The following is a 17,519-nucleotide window of genomic DNA, read 5'->3' as shown; positions in this document are numbered from 1 at the left end:
TTTTCTCTAATATTCTTTTTTATCCATAATTGAAATAGATATTTTTATGGCAATCCCTATAATAACAAGTCCTACCAAGACTATTCCAATAAAAATCATTACCATTGAATACTTACTGAAAAGCTCCACCATATTCGCAAGTAAATCTGATTTTTCTTTTAAAAAAGTAGATAGAGCAAATATTACAAAGTAGGTTATCACCATAATCAGCCTGCCCTTTTCAGCACCATATTTTAGGATAAACGGTAGTTGAATCGCTGACATTAAAACACTTGCAACTAATGTAATCAGTGAGATAAATACGATGTTATCTATCGACATCTCATTTTTAACTACAAATAGAACAAATAAACATACTGAACCAACTAACCCAAATACAAACGCAAAAAACAATTTACTTAATACAAAGCTGCTTTTTTTAATAGGCATCGAAAAGGCGAATTGTTCAAACTTCGATTTCGTATCATAGCCAAAAGCGATAGCAGTTAAAATTAACGGTATCATTGCACATATAAGTGGAATCATAAAAATCGCATTTTCATATATCCCATACACAGCGAGTGCAATACAAATAGTAATCGTCAATAGCAGCGTCTTTTTTAAAGTAGCTATATCTTTTAATATCAATGCAGTCATTACCTTTTATCTCCTTTCACAAAATAAATCATAATATCTTCGATAGACGGTTTTTGTAATGTTATTCCATCCGGAATAAGATTTCTTTTAACAAGCAGCTCTTGTCCAAATGAGTGTACCCTTCTTCCAATAATGGCTTCTTCATCAAGATTTTTAACTTCTTCATTAGATAAAGTACAGATACCATAGTTTTCCTTTAGTTCATCCTTTGTTTCCACAAAAAGAACCTTACCATCATTGATAAAAGCGATATAGTCTGCCACCTTCTCTAAATCCGATAAAATATGTGAAGAGATTAGAATTGTGTGATTTTCTTCTTGCATAAAGTCAAGAAGCAAATCTAAAATTTCCTCCCTTACAATTGGATCCAATCCACTTGTAGCTTCATCCAATATAAGAATTTCAGCATTATGAGATAAAGCTACTGCCATAGATAATTTCATTCTCATTCCACGAGAATAATTTTTAATAGTCTGTTTTTCAGATAAATTAAATTTCTTTTTTAGTTGATAGAAAAATTCTCTATCCCACTTTGAATAGACCCTTGAACAAAATTTTTCCAAATCAACAAGTGTCATCTCTTCCGGCACTAATAACTCATCGAACACAACTCCAAGTTTATCTTTCAACTCAATACTGTTAGGATTATCATAACCTAAAATTTTAATTTCTCCTGAATCTATTTTAAGCAATCCTAATAACAATTTTATTGTTGTACTTTTACCTGCTCCGTTTTGACCAATGTATCCGACGATAGTCCCTTTAGGAATAGACAAATCTATCGGCCCTAATGTAAAGCCATCAAACTTTTTAACCAAGTTTTTAATTTCAATAGCATAATTACTCATATTTCCCCTCCACATAACTCCTAAGCATCTGTACCAATTCATCATTGGATACACCTACAATTTCTGAAAGCTCAACAACCTCTTGCAGCTTTGATTCAATTCGCTTTAAATATTCTTCACGAATAAGTTCTCTATTCTGAGCCGCAACAAAATTACCTTTTCCTTGCACTGAATTAATGAAACCATCAAGTTCCAGTTCATCAAAAGCTCTTTTAGCAGTAATCATACTCACTCGAAGTTCTTTAGCTAAAAATCTAATGGATGGCAATTGCTCCCCAACCTTTAATTCTCCCGAAATAATCTGTGCCTTTATTTGATTTTTTATCTGCAAATAAATCGGATCATCACTTGAATTATTAATCTGTATATTCATCTTCCATATCCTCCGACTGTTATTTCTGTTCTATCTGTTTCTATTATACCATAACAGTTATATAAGTTCAATATTTAAAAATCAGTAGGAGCGATCATGTTTAAAAATGATTACTTTTCTTTTGCAACTCCAAATTTTTTTTATGCTGACATTATCACTCTTATCTGGTATAATTAAATCATAGATTTTAAATTAGCTTAATGCTTGCTATCTAATTCATTCTTTTGTAGCAAGCACAGTAAGTGTACGGACACTTACGGAAAATTTGATGAAGCAGCCCTTTGGGATCTGCTTCTTTTTTTATCAATTTTTGACTTGTTAGGGAGAACCCTAAGACCCCGAAATACATCTAAAGGAGGAATTACTTATGGCAAATAGAATACGAAATGAAAGACTTGAAATTAAATTGACCGAAGAAGAAAAGGCTCTTTTTGAAGAGAAACAAAAACTTGCGAAGTGCAGAAATATGAGCCATTTTATCCGCAAATGCGTTTTAGAAAAGGAAATATATCAAGTAGATTTAGAACCTTTCAGAGATTTACAAGGTTTGCTTTCCAATGCTACAAACAACATCAATCAGATTGCAAAGAGAGTAAATTCGACAGGTATAATCTACAAAGAGGACATCAGCGGTATAAAGAAAGAGATTGAACAATTCTCAAAAGAGCTATGGCAAATTCATTCCCTGCTCCTTAACAAGACTTCAGGAGGTGATTAGTTTTTATGGCTATTACAAAAATACACCCTATAAAATCAACCCTTAATCTTGCCATTGACTACATCGTAAATGGAGAAAAAACAGATGAACAAATCTTGGTAAGTACACATAAATGTCATCAAGAAACTGCTCATACACAATTTTTAAGAACACGAAATGATGCAGGAACAAAAGGAACTGTTCTTGCAAGACATCTTATTCAATCCTTTTTACCGGGAGAAACTACGCCTGAAATAGCACACCAGATTGGTATGAAACTGTGTAAAAAGATATTAAAAAATGAGTATGAATTTGTCTTATCTACTCACATAGATAAGGGGCATATTCATAACCACATCATCTTTAACAATGTAAATATGGTTACCGGCAAATGCTATCAGTCCAATAAGAAAAGTTATCATAAAATCAGATATCAAAGTGATAAACTGTGCAAAGAAAACAACTTATCTGTCATTGACGAATTTTACGAAAGCTATAAGAAAAAATATAAAATTAATGGTAAGTCTTGGTATGAAAACGAACAGGCAAAGCGTGGTACTTCTTGGAAAAGCAGACTTCAATTTGACATTGACAGAATGATAAGGCAATCTCATGATTGGGATGAATTTCTAAAGAAGATGGCTGAGCTTGGCTATGAAATTAAGTATGGCAAACACATTGCTTTTAAGCCGAAAGATAAGCCGAGATTTACAAGAGCTAAAACAATCGGAGAAGATTATACCGAAGAAAGATTAAAAGAACACATTGCAGAAAGAGTGTCTATTAAAACCCCTGCTGTCAAAAAACGCATTGGAAATGTCATTGATATGAATACCAATGCGAAGGTAAAGGAGAGTAAAGGCTACAAATATTGGGCAACCAAACATAACCTTAATACAATGGCAGAATCCGTTATCTTTATCAGAAAACATGGCATTAAATCCGTTAAGCAGCTTGATGATTATATCAGGAAAGCAGCCGATGAAAGGCAAGATTTACAGGATAAAGTCAAGGCTATTGACAAGGAAATACAGCAGCTTTCTTCCAATATGGAGCAAGTTCATACTGTAAAAAAATATAGGCAATACTACAAAGAATATACGGCAAGTCCGTCTGACAAGGCATTTTTTGAAGAGTACAAAGCTCAGATTACCCTATATGAAAATGCTCTTTCAGAGCTTAAAAAATCCTATTCCAAGCTCCCAAATTCAAGGTATATTTTAGATAAACTTGATAAATTGCAAGAAAAAAAGAATACCCTCATGCAAGAGTATTCTTCCTCCAAAACCACGATGGACGAACTTTACAAGATACGCAAAAACTATGGGATTTATATGGGTAAGGAGATGGAAAGGTAGAAAAAAGCCTACCTCTCTTTCTACAATAGACGTGTATCAACAGTAATATTTCTCAGTCGCTTTATGAGCATAATTCGTTTACCATACTTGTCTTTACGAGGTCTAACATAACCTGAGTTTATTAACGCTTGTCCTATTCTTTCTTTATACTCATTATCTAATAATGGTTGTCTCCTATTCCAAACACTTGATAAATCAGCTATTTCCAAAACTGAAGATATATACTGTTTCAAAGTATTTATATCAGAGTGATTATTTATCTTTGTTTTAATCAATGATACCTTCGTATCTATTTTTATGTTTGATGAGTTTAAGACATAATTCATAAAATCTTCATTAAGATTTTCGTCTTCCAATTTCTCCAATTTGTCTTCATCATCTAATGACTCTATAAACTCATCTTTTAGCTCAAACATCTCAAAGGATTTACATATATAGTTAATGTTTTCCAAAGATAAATCTTCCTTTATAACGGCTTTTATGATAGATCTTTTATCCGGATTTATCCTTTCTACTAAAACACTGTCCTTTATTAAATTTATTAAATTCAAAGAATTTTCATCCGAAAGTTTGCTATTAACTAAACTATATATTAAATTATCGGAAAGGTCATATTTTAATAGCGTATTAATAACGATATCCTCTACCTCTTCATCACCATTTGCCAACAAAGTCAATTCGGTATTGTATGTGTTATTCCATAAAACTTCTATATTCTTCTCTGTCACTTCAATCAATCTATGGGTAACTAAAATATTAACTCTATTTTGCGTTAGTTTATGATTGATATTACTTATTGGTTCATCCGCACATTTTATGACGAATTCAAAAATTTTATCGCTTACTCTCGTACTATTTATAAAGGTATTACAAATCGATACATTATTTCTTAGTATATCTTCATAGTTATTTTCATCTAAGTTGTTGTCAAGATATTCAATGAAATCATCACTATATTCTTCAACCATATTCCAATATGCAGCTATGTTATCTGAGCAGAACTTAACCTTATTTTTACGAAATAAGCAATCCAATATTTTTGTATTTACAGAGCCGTTCTGTAGATCAGCTAACTTTGAAATTACTGTTTCGTTCTTCTCTACATACTCAAATTTATCTTCATCTGAAATATCTGAATTAAGAATTTTAAACAGTATCTCTTCGTTGTTGGTATAGTTTTTTTCACTCTTGTTTTCATCTACATAGTTAGATACAATGCTCGAAAAATTATCCTCTATATACTCTTTACTTGACGATAATTGCAAAGATTTAAATATCTCATTCAATAAACTTCCGTAGTTTATCGTCTTTTCCAATATCGCTTCACTTATAAATATCAAATTTCTAACGTTCAGCTTATATGCCTTAATCTGCTCAACAGCTACCAATCTTGCTTTATCACAATTTGCTTCTGACACATCTTCAAACTTGATGTCCGCAGAACAAATGTTGTCAATGAAAACATCAAATTGTCCCTCGGGTATTAAAGAAATTAAGTTCTCGTTTTGTTCTATATATTCCTTAAATACAACTAAATTATCTAAAGCTATAGTTTTATTTGTTGCAACTGAAATCAGTATGTTTTTAAATGTTTCAACACTTTCATCTTCACAATATTCCAAAATGCTAACAAGTCTATCTGACTTATCATTAATCAGTATATTAGAATATGTTCTTACTAACTCTAAATCAAACTCGTCTAAAATTCTAACTAAATCCTCATACTTGCCATTAACATCAACTGAATCTGTTATGGCTATTACGCATTTAATATTATTTTTCTCTATACATGTTTTTAATACTTTCTTATTGAGTATATTATCACGGCTAAAATCGGTTAATTTCAAGCGATTTATAATCTGTTCAGGTGTTTCTACATCTAAAAAGATATCAAGTTCTTTTCCTTCTTTTAAGCCCTTTACATAGATTATGTCATTACGCTTCAATGTATTTGATCTATCTACATTAAAGTTTCCTTTATAATACCAGTATGTTTCATCCAATAAACCATCTAAAATTAAAACTCTAATTAAAGGAAAGTAATGGCTTTCTACAATATCAAAACCATCAATTAAAAACAACTCATCTTTTTGCTCAGCACTCATAATAGATATCAGCTTTTTATAGCTATATATCTCAATATCTCTGATTTGTTTTTTGATTTTTTCTCTATCAGAATTATGTTTATTTACTTCCAGCGAAAAATCTTCTGGCAATTTCTCAATTAATACCCTTTTTTCATCATTATTCAAAACAAATCTGTTTATAAATTCATTATATGAAAAAGATGACCTCCCTCCAGAATACATGATATAAGCCTGCTCATCTGGCTTTTTACTCCATTCTTTTAGATACTCAGCCCAAGTTCTTGTTTCCTGATAATAATGTCCGACATCTGATTGAATCATCAATGCCATTGCTTTGAATTTATCATTATCAACTCTATCCCTAATAAATTCAAGATCATCATCAATTTTTATCAATTTCTGATTAAGATTATTAACAACTTTTTTCTTATTAGCTTCTAATTTATCAAATACAGTTCTTATAAATCCTTTATCTTCCTGCAAAAGATCAAATTCATTGGGGAATATATTCTTTAAAGTGATTAGAGCAAATAGCTTGTTGCTCTCCAAATCAATCTGTCCTAATGGTATAATTTTAGAGTACACAATATATTCATTAACTATATTTTTAAGGAGTCTCATATCATCTACATATAAAGAAATATCCGCTAATACGCTCCGATCTGGTGCATTTTCAACTGCTTTAAAAAGTTCGATAAGCTCATTTTCTGATGTCTTTGAATCCACAATAGGAACAATAGGTAGAATAAAGTCAAAGAATTTAGTTCTGTTTTTAGAAAAAAACAGACTATCTTTGAGCATGTATATAAACCTCACAGGATTCTTATCTCCACTTATTTTTACATAGTGATTTAAGAGAAAATTCAGTTCTCTCAACTTTGTATAAATAGATGTACTGTTATATCTATCTAAATCTTCAAAAACAACAATTTTTGTACCAGCGCTTCTTAGTAAATAAACTAACTCCTTTATGTCTCTATCTAATACTGACTCATCGCTCTTATCATCATTTAAATTTGCTTCTGCACCTTTGAATGTTATTTTAGAAATCCTAATCTTACTTCCTCTATAAAATATATACAAATAATAAAACAACGGCACAAACAACAGTAAAGCACATAAAAGCATTAATGACCCTTCATTAAAATTTTTATGTGATTCATTAATAAAAGGTATAAAAGTATCTTTTGTTATCCAAAGTAATATTGAACATATTATTGATAGAAACGCCAATGACTGTAAACATATATTAGGAATGCTTTTATTTGATTTAAAACCATATTTGCTAAGTGGTATTTTCTTTGATTCTATCTGAGATAGTATCTGATTAATGATCTGTCTTTCCACTCTATTGTCATCATCTATATCCACTGTTCTTTGATTTTCATTTCTAAGCCTATCCTCAGCACTATCAGTTTCTGAATTAGCAAACTTAGTCACCGATACTTCTTTTAGAATATCGTCATCATTAATATTATTTTTATATTTTCCCAAAGAAACGGTAATTACATTGCTTAATCCTTTTTGATGAACATAAGTGTTCCATACGGTACTTTTCCCTGCACCATATATACCAGTAATAGCGATATTTTTTATATCGTTATTACTAAAAACATAATCAAGTGCTTCCGTATATATTTGCTTATTTTCTTTTAACCCTTCAGGGGTAAGTGCATTGAATTTATTATGTTTTGTATCTTCCATCATCCATATCACCTATCTTTCTTTATCAAGACAAATTAAGTCTCCTATATCTGAACCCAAATCCTCACAAATTTTACCAAGAATAGCAAGGGAAACAGCTTCGCCTTTAGTCATCTTTGATACCGTTGTTGGTGAAATCCCTGTTCTGTCAATTAAGTCTTTCTTTTTCATGTTTTTATCAATCAACAACTTCCATAAACCATTGTAACTAAATTTCATCAAACCACCTCTTTTCTCCATGAATCTGTATTTTTCATACATTATTATAGCATATTTCACAAACAACTTACAAAGCACAACAAAAAAGAGCCGGTGCAGTCCTAAGACCACACCGACCATAAATTTATCTCTCAGCTTCTTTTCTTGCTTCTTTCTTTTCTTTTGGCTTTTCCTTATCTTCAGCCTGATATTTTTTAATAGCTCCAAGTACAGATTCTTTCTTTTTCTCCTGTCCTTTCATTTGTTCCTTTGCCTTTAAGAGCTTTGAAGAAATTATTCTAATATTACTATGCTCCTTACCATTATCGTCAATGGAAGTTCTAATCTGTCCAAAGAGTTTTACGAAATCTCCCTGCTTAAAGTCTTTTGAAATACCACTTTTCTCTCCATAAGCAGAGCAATTATGATATACCTTATTACCCTCATCGTCTTTAGATACAACGGAAAAATTTGCTACCTTAAAGGCTTCTCCATTCTTATTCTCTCTTTCAACTACATCAACATTGCCTATAATATTACCCACAATATTTATAAGGTTATCTTTCTCCTCCTGAACATAAGGCAGGTCTTTTATCTGTCCCTGTTCTTTTAAATCTTCAATCATATAGTCAAATTCCTCATGTAGTAAATTGATGGTGTCATTGTCCATATATGCATCATATAGTTTGTCTAATGCACTTTCATCGTTAATGCCTTTTTCCATACTGATAACCGCTTTTACAAAGTCTTTATGGTTATCATTTATCATATCTTCGATTCTATCTCTCATTGTTTTGTAATCCATGTTTTTATCTCCTTTCATGGTAAAAGGGAGCTTTTCGCTCCCTTATCTTGCATATTCCTGTTCTTTTGTAGTTTGTTTCTCTTCCGTTTCGCTTTCACTTTGATAAGCTCTGATCTGTCCTAAAATAGACGGTTTATCTTCTGTTCTTCGGGAAGTTTCTTCTTTTGTGTGTAGATTATCTTCCACATCATAGGTTGATTCAAAGTAATCGCTGTCCCTAAAGTCATTGTCATATCTATCAGGAATACCGTCATTATCGAGGTCTTTTGTAAGCGGATCATAGAAGTTTCCCTCATCATCAATGTCCAGTCCGAGAGCTGCCTTTAAGTCCTCGGAATCCACATAGACTAAATCTTCAAAAGAGGATAGCTCTATTTCATTTTTCATATTCCTTAGAGCTTCATTTTCTCCCTTGTTTTCATAGTCGAAGCTCTCGGTTTTGATTGGTATATCATCAATATACTGTGTCCATGTCTTATCCTCTAAATTTAACTCGTACTGAATACTATGTCTTTCATCCGGAGTATTGGTGTAGGCAATACCTATATGCTTTAAATCAGGGTATAACTTGTCAAACTCATCATAACTGTGGTTTTCTTCATACTCTATGTTACAGAAGTCAATGATCGCTCGTTTTACATCTTCCACAAGGGGATTGTCATTTCTCTTTTCTTCTACCTCTCCCATATCAAGCAGCTTATTCAGTTCGGCAAGCCTTAATACTTTAGTTTTCAATTCATCTGCCTTTTCAAACGGCTTTTTAAGTTCTTCTTTGGCATTTTCCAGTTGTTCCTTTGTGCTGATAAGTTTTTCTTCAAGTCTATTTAATTTCTCAGGCATTTTCTCAATGGCATTATCCAGTCTTATGATATTACCGTCTGCACTTGTGCCAAGCTCTCCTGAATGCTTTGCAGCACCGTTTAAGCTGAAATTATGCTCATTGGTAAAGAAATTATAACTGACCTCTAAATCCATATTTCTATACTTGCCTATCATCTTACTTTCATTGATTTTTACAGTTTTGATAGCTTCAAGTAGCTTTTCTCCTGCAATCTTTTTATCAAATATTCTCTCGCCTTTTATGGTAATCGAAGTAAACTTTTCCTCACCCTCTGCTTTAGGTTCTGCATTTGCTATATCTTTCTTTACAGCCTCAATTAACTTTTCCGTCCTTGCGATTTCTTCCGGATAATTTTTTGCGACCTTATCTTCTAACCTATAACGGTTGGACTTGAAGTTTGCTTCAAGCATTTTAAGTTTTGTAACCTCATTATCCAAGTCCATCTTTTCCTTAATCTTTGCATCTCCTGTTGCAAGGGCTTTTATCTCTGCATAGTTAAGTGAGCTTTCGTCCACATCTTCCGCCACTCTGACAGGTGTTTTACTGGTCATTATCTGGGAAATGAATTTCTGCTTATTCTCTATGGTCTGCCAAAGGTACGCATCAAAGGTATTCTCCGTTACATAACGATAGATATTCACTTCTTTGTTTTCATTACCCTGTCTTACAATTCTTCCTGCTCTCTGTTCTAAATCAGCAGGACGCCAAGGGACATCAAGGTCATGGAGTGCAATCAGCTTGTTTTGAACATTCGTGCCGGCTCCCATCTTCTGAGTAGAACCCATTAAGATACGAACTTCGCCTTTTCTTACCTTTGCAAAGAGTTCATCTTTTTGTTTATCGGAGTTGGCTTCATGGATAAAGGCAATTTCTTCTTTTGGAATACCTAAATTTACAAGTTTTTCTCGAATATCATCATAGATATTAAACTCTCCATCGCCTTTCGGTGTGGACATATCGGAAAATAGAAGCTGTGTTGACCTATCATCTTTTGTCTTATCCCAAATGGCAAACACATTTTTCACGCAGACATTGACCTTGCTGTCAGGATTATCGGGTAGTAGAGGATTGATTAAACGCTGGTCTAAGGCAAGTTTCTTACCGTCATTGGTGATTTTCAGCATATTATCCTCATCAGGCTCTACCACTCTGTTTCTGACATCATCAGCTCTTTCAGATAGGCTCTTTAGGATTTCCTTTTGCTCTTCACTTGGCAAAGTCTTAATAACTTCATAATGTGCTTCAGGTGTTGGAAGATTGAGCATATCTGCTGTCTGAATATCTGCAACCTCCTTGAACATAGACATAAGCTCCGGAAGATTATAGAACTTTGAAAATCTTGTTTTTACCCTGTATCCTGTTCCTTCAGGAGAAAGTTCAAAGGCAGACTGTGTTTCCCAAAAGGTAGAAGCCCAAGAGTCAAAATGCTCTAAATTATTCTTTTTAAGGCTTTCGTACTGAAGATAACGCTGCATAGTATAAAGCTCTGTCATGGAATTTGATACAGGAGTTCCTGTGGCAAAGACAATACCTTTTCCACCTGTCATTTCATCCATATATCTACACTTCATAAACATATCGGAGGACTTAAATGCTTCAGACTGTCCGATACCTGCTACATTCCTCATTTTTGTATAAAGATAGAGGTTTTTGTAGTTATGTGCCTCATCGATAAAGAGCTTATCAACACCAAGTTCCTCAAAAGTAATGACATCATCTTTCTTAAAATCATCGTTTAGTTTTTCAAGCCTTGTTTCAAGTTTCTTCTTTGTCTTTTCAAGCTGCTTTACCGTAAAGTTTTGATTTCTGTCGTGTTTGTATTCCTCAACATAGTTGATGATTTCATCAATCTGATCCTGAATATGCTTTTCCTGATATTCTTTACTCATCGGAATTTTTTCAAACTGCGTATGCCCGATTACAACGGCATCGTACTCGCCTGTGGCAATTCTGCCGATAAATCTTTTTCTATTTTTCGGCTCAAAGTCTTTTTTATCTGCCATCATAATGTTAGCTGATGGATAAAGTTGCATAAACTCTCTACCAATTTGACCTGTTAAGTGATTCGGTACTACAAATAATGACTTGGAACACATCCCAAGCCTTTTAGATTCCATTGCAGAAGCCACCATTTCAAAGGTCTTTCCACTACCAACCACATGAGCAAGCAGGGTATTTTCGCCATACAAACTTCTTGCAATAGCATTTTTCTGATGAGGTCTAAGCTCTATTTTCGTATTCATTCCCTCAAAAGACAGGTTACTGCCGTCATATTCACGATTTCTGATAGAGTTAAAACGCTCATTATACAGTTTTACAAGTCTGTTTCTTCTTTCCTGATCGTTAAATATCCAGTTCTTAAATTCTTCTTTTAATAGTTCCTGCTTCTGCCCTGCAAGGAGAGTTTCTTTTTTATTTAGCACAGAAGTTTTAGAGCCGTCAGGATTTACAAGCTGGTCAAATACCTTTGTTTCTTTAAGGTTTAAAGCATCTTCAATCAGCTTATAGGCACTTACTCTGCTCGTACCGTAAGTCATTTCAGCAAGGTCATTTCCTCTGTCTTTGCTTTTTCCTTCAATATTCCATTCGCTTGTGAGATTTGAAAATTTAACCTTAATATCCCATCTTGCCCAGCCCGGTGTTTTCAGTGTTTCAAAGATAAACTTTTCAATATCCTTAATCGGTATCCAAGTTGCTCCAAGACGAACATTTATCTCACTTGCTTCAAGCTCCTTTGGTAAAACTTTTGTAAGCTCCGCCTTTTGGTATTCCAAGCGGTTCATCTCATAGCTTATCAGCTCTTTTTCTTTGCCATCTTCCGCATAGCCAAGATGAGGCAGTTCTCTTTCCGTTTGTCTAAGTTTTGATAGATAACTGTCAACAATCGCAATTTTTTCTCTGATATTTCCTGATAGGTACTCATCTTTTGTTACATAGCCATATTTATATGAATTACTGCCATTTGCACAGGCAAAAGGTAAATCCCCATCTTCGAGATTAAAGGATAACGGTCTATAAAAATTTTGTTCTTCTCTGATGTTTAAGTAAATCTCTCCTCTAAGTTCTTCTATCAAAGTCGGTCTGTCTTTTCCTGTAAGACTTCCCATATAGTCAAAATCCACATAACCTTTTTCAGACATAGATAACACAAGAGCTTCAATGGAAGTATCTACATGGTCGATTGTCTTTGCCTTTGTTATTGTTCTTTTTGAAAAAATATCTCCCTTAGCCTTAAAGTTTTCTTCTTCATCAAGGATTTCTATGGAAGATACAAGCGGGAAGTTACTATCTTCTTTTAAGGCTCTGGTATTGGAAAGGTTATTGACATACCCATGCTTTTTAGAAAAACTGTCATAGACTTCATTTAGCTTTTCCTGAGCTTTCCTTACTTCATCATCGGAAAAATCTTCCTTTTGCTTATAAATAACATCTTTAAGGGCAGTATTCAGCTCAAGATAATCCTTAATCTTTTCCTTGTTTTTATCCGTTACTTCTTTCTTTACGAAAAGTGAGTTTTCTCTGTAATACACCTCATTATCAATAATGGTGTAGGAGAAGTTTTTAACATCATCTGTTGCAGGTATTGTGCTGATTTCATCATCTAAAAGCTCTATTTCTTCATACTTTGCGGTCTTTGATATTTCTGTGCCTGCTTTTGCAAGTAATTCCTTTAAGTCAGCATTTTCTTTGGGAAGGCAAGCTATCGTATTTCCAAATCTGCCTGATACTTCCTCCATAGATCCAAGCACTTGCTCCGGATTATCCACAAAATATTTATTGTAGGTAAGACCATTTTCATCTTCAGATAGATGTATCCAGTCCTCATCCCTTTCTCTGATACTGTCTCTTTTCTTTAAGAAGATAATGTCCGATGTTACTTCCGTTCCGGCAACTCCCTTAAAGGTATCATTCGGTAGTCTAATTGCTCCTAAAAACTCTGCTCTTGCTGCAATGTATCGTCTGACACTTTCGTCCTTTTTATCCATTGTTCCGCTTGATGTAATAAAGGCGATAACACCGTCATTTCTGACTTTATCAATGGATTTCGCAAAGAAATAATCGTGAATAAGGAAATTATTTTTGTTATACTCCCTGTCATTTACCTTATATTCTCCAAAGGGGACATTACCGATAACCGCATTAAAGAAGTTATTGGAAAAGGTAGTTTCTTCAAATCCCTTAATCTGCACTTCACTTTCAGGATATAAGAGTTTTCCAATGCGACCGCTTACTGAGTCAAGCTCTACACCGTAAAACTTTGACTTACTCATTTCATCGGGAAGATTTCCGATAAAGTTTCCAACTCCCATACTTGGCTCTAAAATATTACCGTTCTTAAATCCCATACCTGCAAGTATCTTATATACGCTGTCAATCACTGTTTTAGGTGTATAAAAAGCTGTTAAGGTTGACTCCCTTACAGCTTCATATTCAGATGGTGATAGATTTTCCTTTAAGAAACTTCTTGCAACTTCCCATTGTCCCTCTTTGCTTTCATCAAATACATCAGCAAGTCCGCCCCATCCTACATACTTTGCTAAAGTTTCTTGAGCAGTAGTATCAAGCTCTCTTTGTCCACTCTCTACACGATTAAGCATAGAGATTGCTTCAAGATTATTGTTTAATCTCTCACTTGGAGATAACTTTTCAGGTAGAGTTTCTTCCGTAATCTTAAAGTTATGAGCTTCTGCTCTCTTTATTTCACTTTCTTTAGCAATAGTTTCAGGCTTTTTATATGTTAGATTTTCAAATATCCTCTCAAGATCGCTTTCAAGACGATAAGGGATTACATCGGAGCCTGTTATCATACCGCCAAGATATTCGGTATTGTCCTTAACCGTTACTGTCTTTAAATTATTTCCCATATCATCAAAGCCTGTGATGGTATAGTTTTTGTCCTTGTGTATAACCTCATCTCCAACAATAAAGTTAGGTCTTTCAAGGCTTATCTGCTTTAATAAGTCCTCACTATCTTCAAACGCTATGATAGGGATTTGATGGTTTCCACTTCTTACCGGATCAAGCCATAAATCATTTCTTCCTGTGATTTGATTTTTAGCAATCTCCCTAACCCTGTATTCTTCATGGTTGAAATAGACGGTATCACCTTCTTTAACTGTAAATTCATCGGTAAGGCTTTCCTTTTCTTCATTAAGTTCTACTTCTTCTCTTTCTTTGAAATAATCAAATAGCGTACCTTGAACAGGTGTTGCAGCTATTCTTTCTTCTACTTCTTTAGGTACTTCAAGCTCTGTTTCTTCTTCAAAGCTAAGCTCTCCATTAAAGACTAATCGAAGCTCCTGTTCATCCATTTGTTTTATAAGCTCTGTATCTTTAAGTTCTCTAAAGGTCTTTGGAAAATCTTCTAAAATAAGCCTTTGGGCATTTAATTCTTTCAGCTCCTCAAGGTTAAAATAGCCCCATTCAGGTTCAATCCCAAGTACAAGTCCAAAGGCATCTCCACTTTCCCTATCGTATTCTGTCATATACCAAGTCCAATTACTTCTAAACGGAATGATATATGCAGCATGAACTTCCTTGTCAGCTAAAGACACATCTTCCTGTGCATAAAGCTCAGGCACTCTTTCAAGCATTTCATCGGTCATTAAGTTTTCAGGATCATCTTTAGAATAATATTGTGGTTCTTTTGCTTCTTCTATCTCTGAATTACCTTCTATTTTCTTTTCCTCAAGATAAAGATTTTTAGAAAGCAGTTCATCAATATGCTTTGCCACACTTGACCAAGTAAGAAAAACATCACTGCAATCTTTCTTCTGTAATTTAAGTCCCTTAGCATCGTGCCATTCATCACTTCCCATTGCACCTGAAACAGCATGAGAGCTTCCACCTATGCCATACTCATCTTTTAAGAAATTTGCTTTTTCTTGAAGCGTATGATTTTCCTTGAAAAATTTTGTAATTCGCTCTTTTCCCTTATCTATTCCGCTTCCTCTTGAAAGACTTTCAAGGACTTCATCTTCTGTAATAAACGGCTTTACTTTAGGAAGCTCTATCAGATTGGTACTGTATTCCCTTCGTGGCATCTCAAGTTCCTGCAATCTTTTATAAAGGCTATCCACCTTATGATAGTGAAATCTTAGTACATTTCTATTTTCTTTATATCCTGCTAAAAACCTACCATATTCTTTGATCGTTTCTTTTAGATATTCAGGATTTTTTAATGCTTCAGACAATCTTTTCGTTTCTTCCGGAAAGCCACCACCTCTTTCTATAAAATCAAAATACCCCTGTGCTTTTCCTTCTTCGCTTAAATCGTGATATAGATACCATAGGGATTCTGAAATTCTATCTCTTTCATAATCAAGGGATTCAGAAAGTTCTACATTTGTGGCAAACTCTCCGGTTTCCAAAAGCTCATTTATCCTGCTTGCCGCATCACTCCAGCTTAAAATTTGCGTATCATCTTCTCTTGCCGAAGTCCCATACGCTAAATGAATGCCTTTATCCGAATACCAGGAAGATACCTCTCTTTCATCAATGTAAAATCCATTTCCACCTCTAAAGGTATCTTTAAGGTATTCTCCCAATTCTTCATTGTTCTTTCCTTTGGAAAACTCTGCTATAACGGGAAGCCTACCACCATCATGGTTTCCTCCGTTAATAAGGATAGTGTCTATGTCTTTCTGATTAAGAGGAATAGTAAGCCTCATCTGTCCATAAGAATTTTCGGGCAAAGAAAAAGAAGCCTTATCAGCTTCTCTTATCTCTGCTTCCGTATTCTCTTTTAGATTTCCACTACTTCCTTGATTGTCATTTCTTTGAGTGCTGAAATCATCGCTTTGTACTGCAGATGGTTCTCGTCCTCTATCTTCCAAGCCATCATCAGTTTCGGCTTCTCTGCTCTCATAAACTCTATCGCCTGTTTCTGAATATCCATCAGGTGATTTGTCAGCTTCTTCTCCTTGTGAAGGTCTACCAACATCTCGAAGTGGCTCTGCTCCTCGCTCTGTGAAAGATAATCCAGCCTCATCACTGCGAAAGTCGGATTCGGGAATTCCGCTATAAAGTCCGTCTGTTCCTCCAAGCTGTTTAGCGTATTCTCCCTGATTTTTTCTATTATCTCGTCCGTACTCTCCATTTCGGAGAATTCGCTCGTTTTCATTTCTTTCCTGATCATCTCGTCGAAGTACATTTTCTTCTACCTCCTCAATTTCTTCTCTAATCCTATTATATCCTGCTTCTTTACCTCTTAAAACTTCTTTATCAAGCTCTTTCCTTTTCTGAATGGTTGCATCAATAATATTTCCACTAATATCCGATACGGTTTCACCAAGACTCATAAGGGAAATGCTGTCAAGTCTTTGAAAATTCTCTCTCAAAAGTTCGTTATCTATCGGATAATCAAGCTGAAACCTTGAAGCTACTGCATAGCTCACTGAATCTCTCACAAACTTGGTAAATGATATTCTATCTTCATCTGCTATTCTAAGCTCATTCATAAGCCTGTCTATCTTTTCATCACCGTAAAGTCTGCTTAAAGAAAAGATATTTTCTAAGGTGCTTTCGCTTTCTTCGTAGCCCTCACTGTTTATCATTTCCTTTAGGACATCCTTATGAACTTCTTTGTCAAACTTCCAAAGATTTACTTCATTGACATCTCTGTTTCTTGAAACTGTCTGACCTATATCAAAGATATAGTGCACTTTCTTATGTGTGCCATAGTCCTCTAAAATGGGGATACCCTTTTGACCTCGCATAACGGTTCGGTTAAAGCGTTCCCTCCAGTAATCGAACTTGGCACAGGCTGTCGCTTCAGGATTTCTATCATAGATACTTAACTGACTTCTAAAGTCATATCTCTGATTGTTTCCGACAACCTTTAAGAGCTTTAGATATTCTGCTTCACTTTGAAGCACATCTTGTTTTACAAGCTCCAAAATGTTATGAAAATCATTTATTCGCATTTTTACCTCCTTCTTTTTTACAAACAAAAAAGGTGGTTAGATTTTAC

Annotated in this window: 9 protein-coding genes; 2 read left to right on the top strand and 7 right to left on the bottom strand. The window is 34.2% G+C overall.

Annotated features, from left to right (window positions below; all coding sequences use genetic code 11):
* Window positions 1-6 precede the first annotated feature (6 nt).
* The 3 genes from HMPREF2542_RS05845 to HMPREF2542_RS05835 are packed head-to-tail and all read right to left on the bottom strand — an operon-like array spanning window position 7 to window position 1,857.
* The gene (locus tag HMPREF2542_RS05845; RefSeq protein WP_070484533.1) at window positions 7-636 is read right to left on the bottom strand and encodes an ABC-2 transporter permease; all 630 of its coding nucleotides are present in this window, start codon (window positions 634-636) and stop codon (window positions 7-9) included.
* Complete coding sequence (locus tag HMPREF2542_RS05840; RefSeq protein ID WP_004804320.1) at window positions 636-1,484, bottom strand: ABC transporter ATP-binding protein; 849 nt, start codon at window positions 1,482-1,484, stop codon at window positions 636-638. The genes HMPREF2542_RS05845 and HMPREF2542_RS05840 overlap by 1 nt, the downstream gene beginning before the upstream one ends.
* Window positions 1,477-1,857, bottom strand: a complete 381-nt coding sequence (locus HMPREF2542_RS05835) for a GntR family transcriptional regulator (protein WP_004804317.1) — start codon at window positions 1,855-1,857, stop codon at window positions 1,477-1,479. The genes HMPREF2542_RS05840 and HMPREF2542_RS05835 overlap by 8 nt, the downstream gene beginning before the upstream one ends.
* A gap of 367 nt (window positions 1,858-2,224) precedes the next feature.
* On the opposite strand from HMPREF2542_RS05835, the gene HMPREF2542_RS05830 reads away from it, so the two are divergent.
* Window positions 2,225-2,575, top strand: coding sequence for a plasmid mobilization protein (locus HMPREF2542_RS05830; RefSeq protein ID WP_020998773.1), 351 nt, complete (start codon window positions 2,225-2,227; stop codon window positions 2,573-2,575).
* A 5-nt stretch (window positions 2,576-2,580) separates the two neighbouring features.
* The gene (locus tag HMPREF2542_RS05825; RefSeq protein WP_009568430.1) at window positions 2,581-3,912 is read left to right on the top strand and encodes a relaxase/mobilization nuclease domain-containing protein; all 1,332 of its coding nucleotides are present in this window, start codon (window positions 2,581-2,583) and stop codon (window positions 3,910-3,912) included.
* A gap of 20 nt (window positions 3,913-3,932) precedes the next feature.
* On the opposite strand, the gene HMPREF2542_RS05820 is transcribed toward HMPREF2542_RS05825, so the two are convergent.
* From HMPREF2542_RS05820 to HMPREF2542_RS05805, 4 genes are all read right to left on the bottom strand, one after another.
* Window positions 3,933-7,706 (bottom strand): YobI family P-loop NTPase, encoded by a 3,774-nt coding sequence (locus tag HMPREF2542_RS05820; protein ID WP_222562114.1) that lies wholly within the window; start codon window positions 7,704-7,706, stop codon window positions 3,933-3,935.
* A gap of 9 nt (window positions 7,707-7,715) precedes the next feature.
* Entirely contained in the window at window positions 7,716-7,922 is a 207-nt protein-coding gene (locus HMPREF2542_RS05815) for a helix-turn-helix domain-containing protein (protein ID WP_009568426.1), read from the bottom strand.
* Between the two features lie 124 nt (window positions 7,923-8,046).
* On the bottom strand, window positions 8,047-8,706 hold the full coding sequence (locus HMPREF2542_RS05810) for a DNA-binding protein (RefSeq protein ID WP_070484530.1): 660 nt from the start codon (window positions 8,704-8,706) through the stop codon (window positions 8,047-8,049).
* 42 nt (window positions 8,707-8,748) lie between these two features.
* Window positions 8,749-17,472, bottom strand: a complete 8,724-nt coding sequence (locus tag HMPREF2542_RS05805; RefSeq protein ID WP_070484528.1) for a helicase-related protein — start codon at window positions 17,470-17,472, stop codon at window positions 8,749-8,751.
* Window positions 17,473-17,519: the final 47 nt, after the last annotated feature.

The sequence above is a fragment of the Streptococcus sp. HMSC034B05 genome (assembly GCF_001809055.1).
In the GTDB taxonomy this organism is placed as follows: domain Bacteria; phylum Bacillota; class Bacilli; order Lactobacillales; family Streptococcaceae; genus Streptococcus; species Streptococcus constellatus.
Note: the sequence above shows the minus strand (reverse complement) of the source record. Positions and strands in the feature narration are given on the sequence as shown.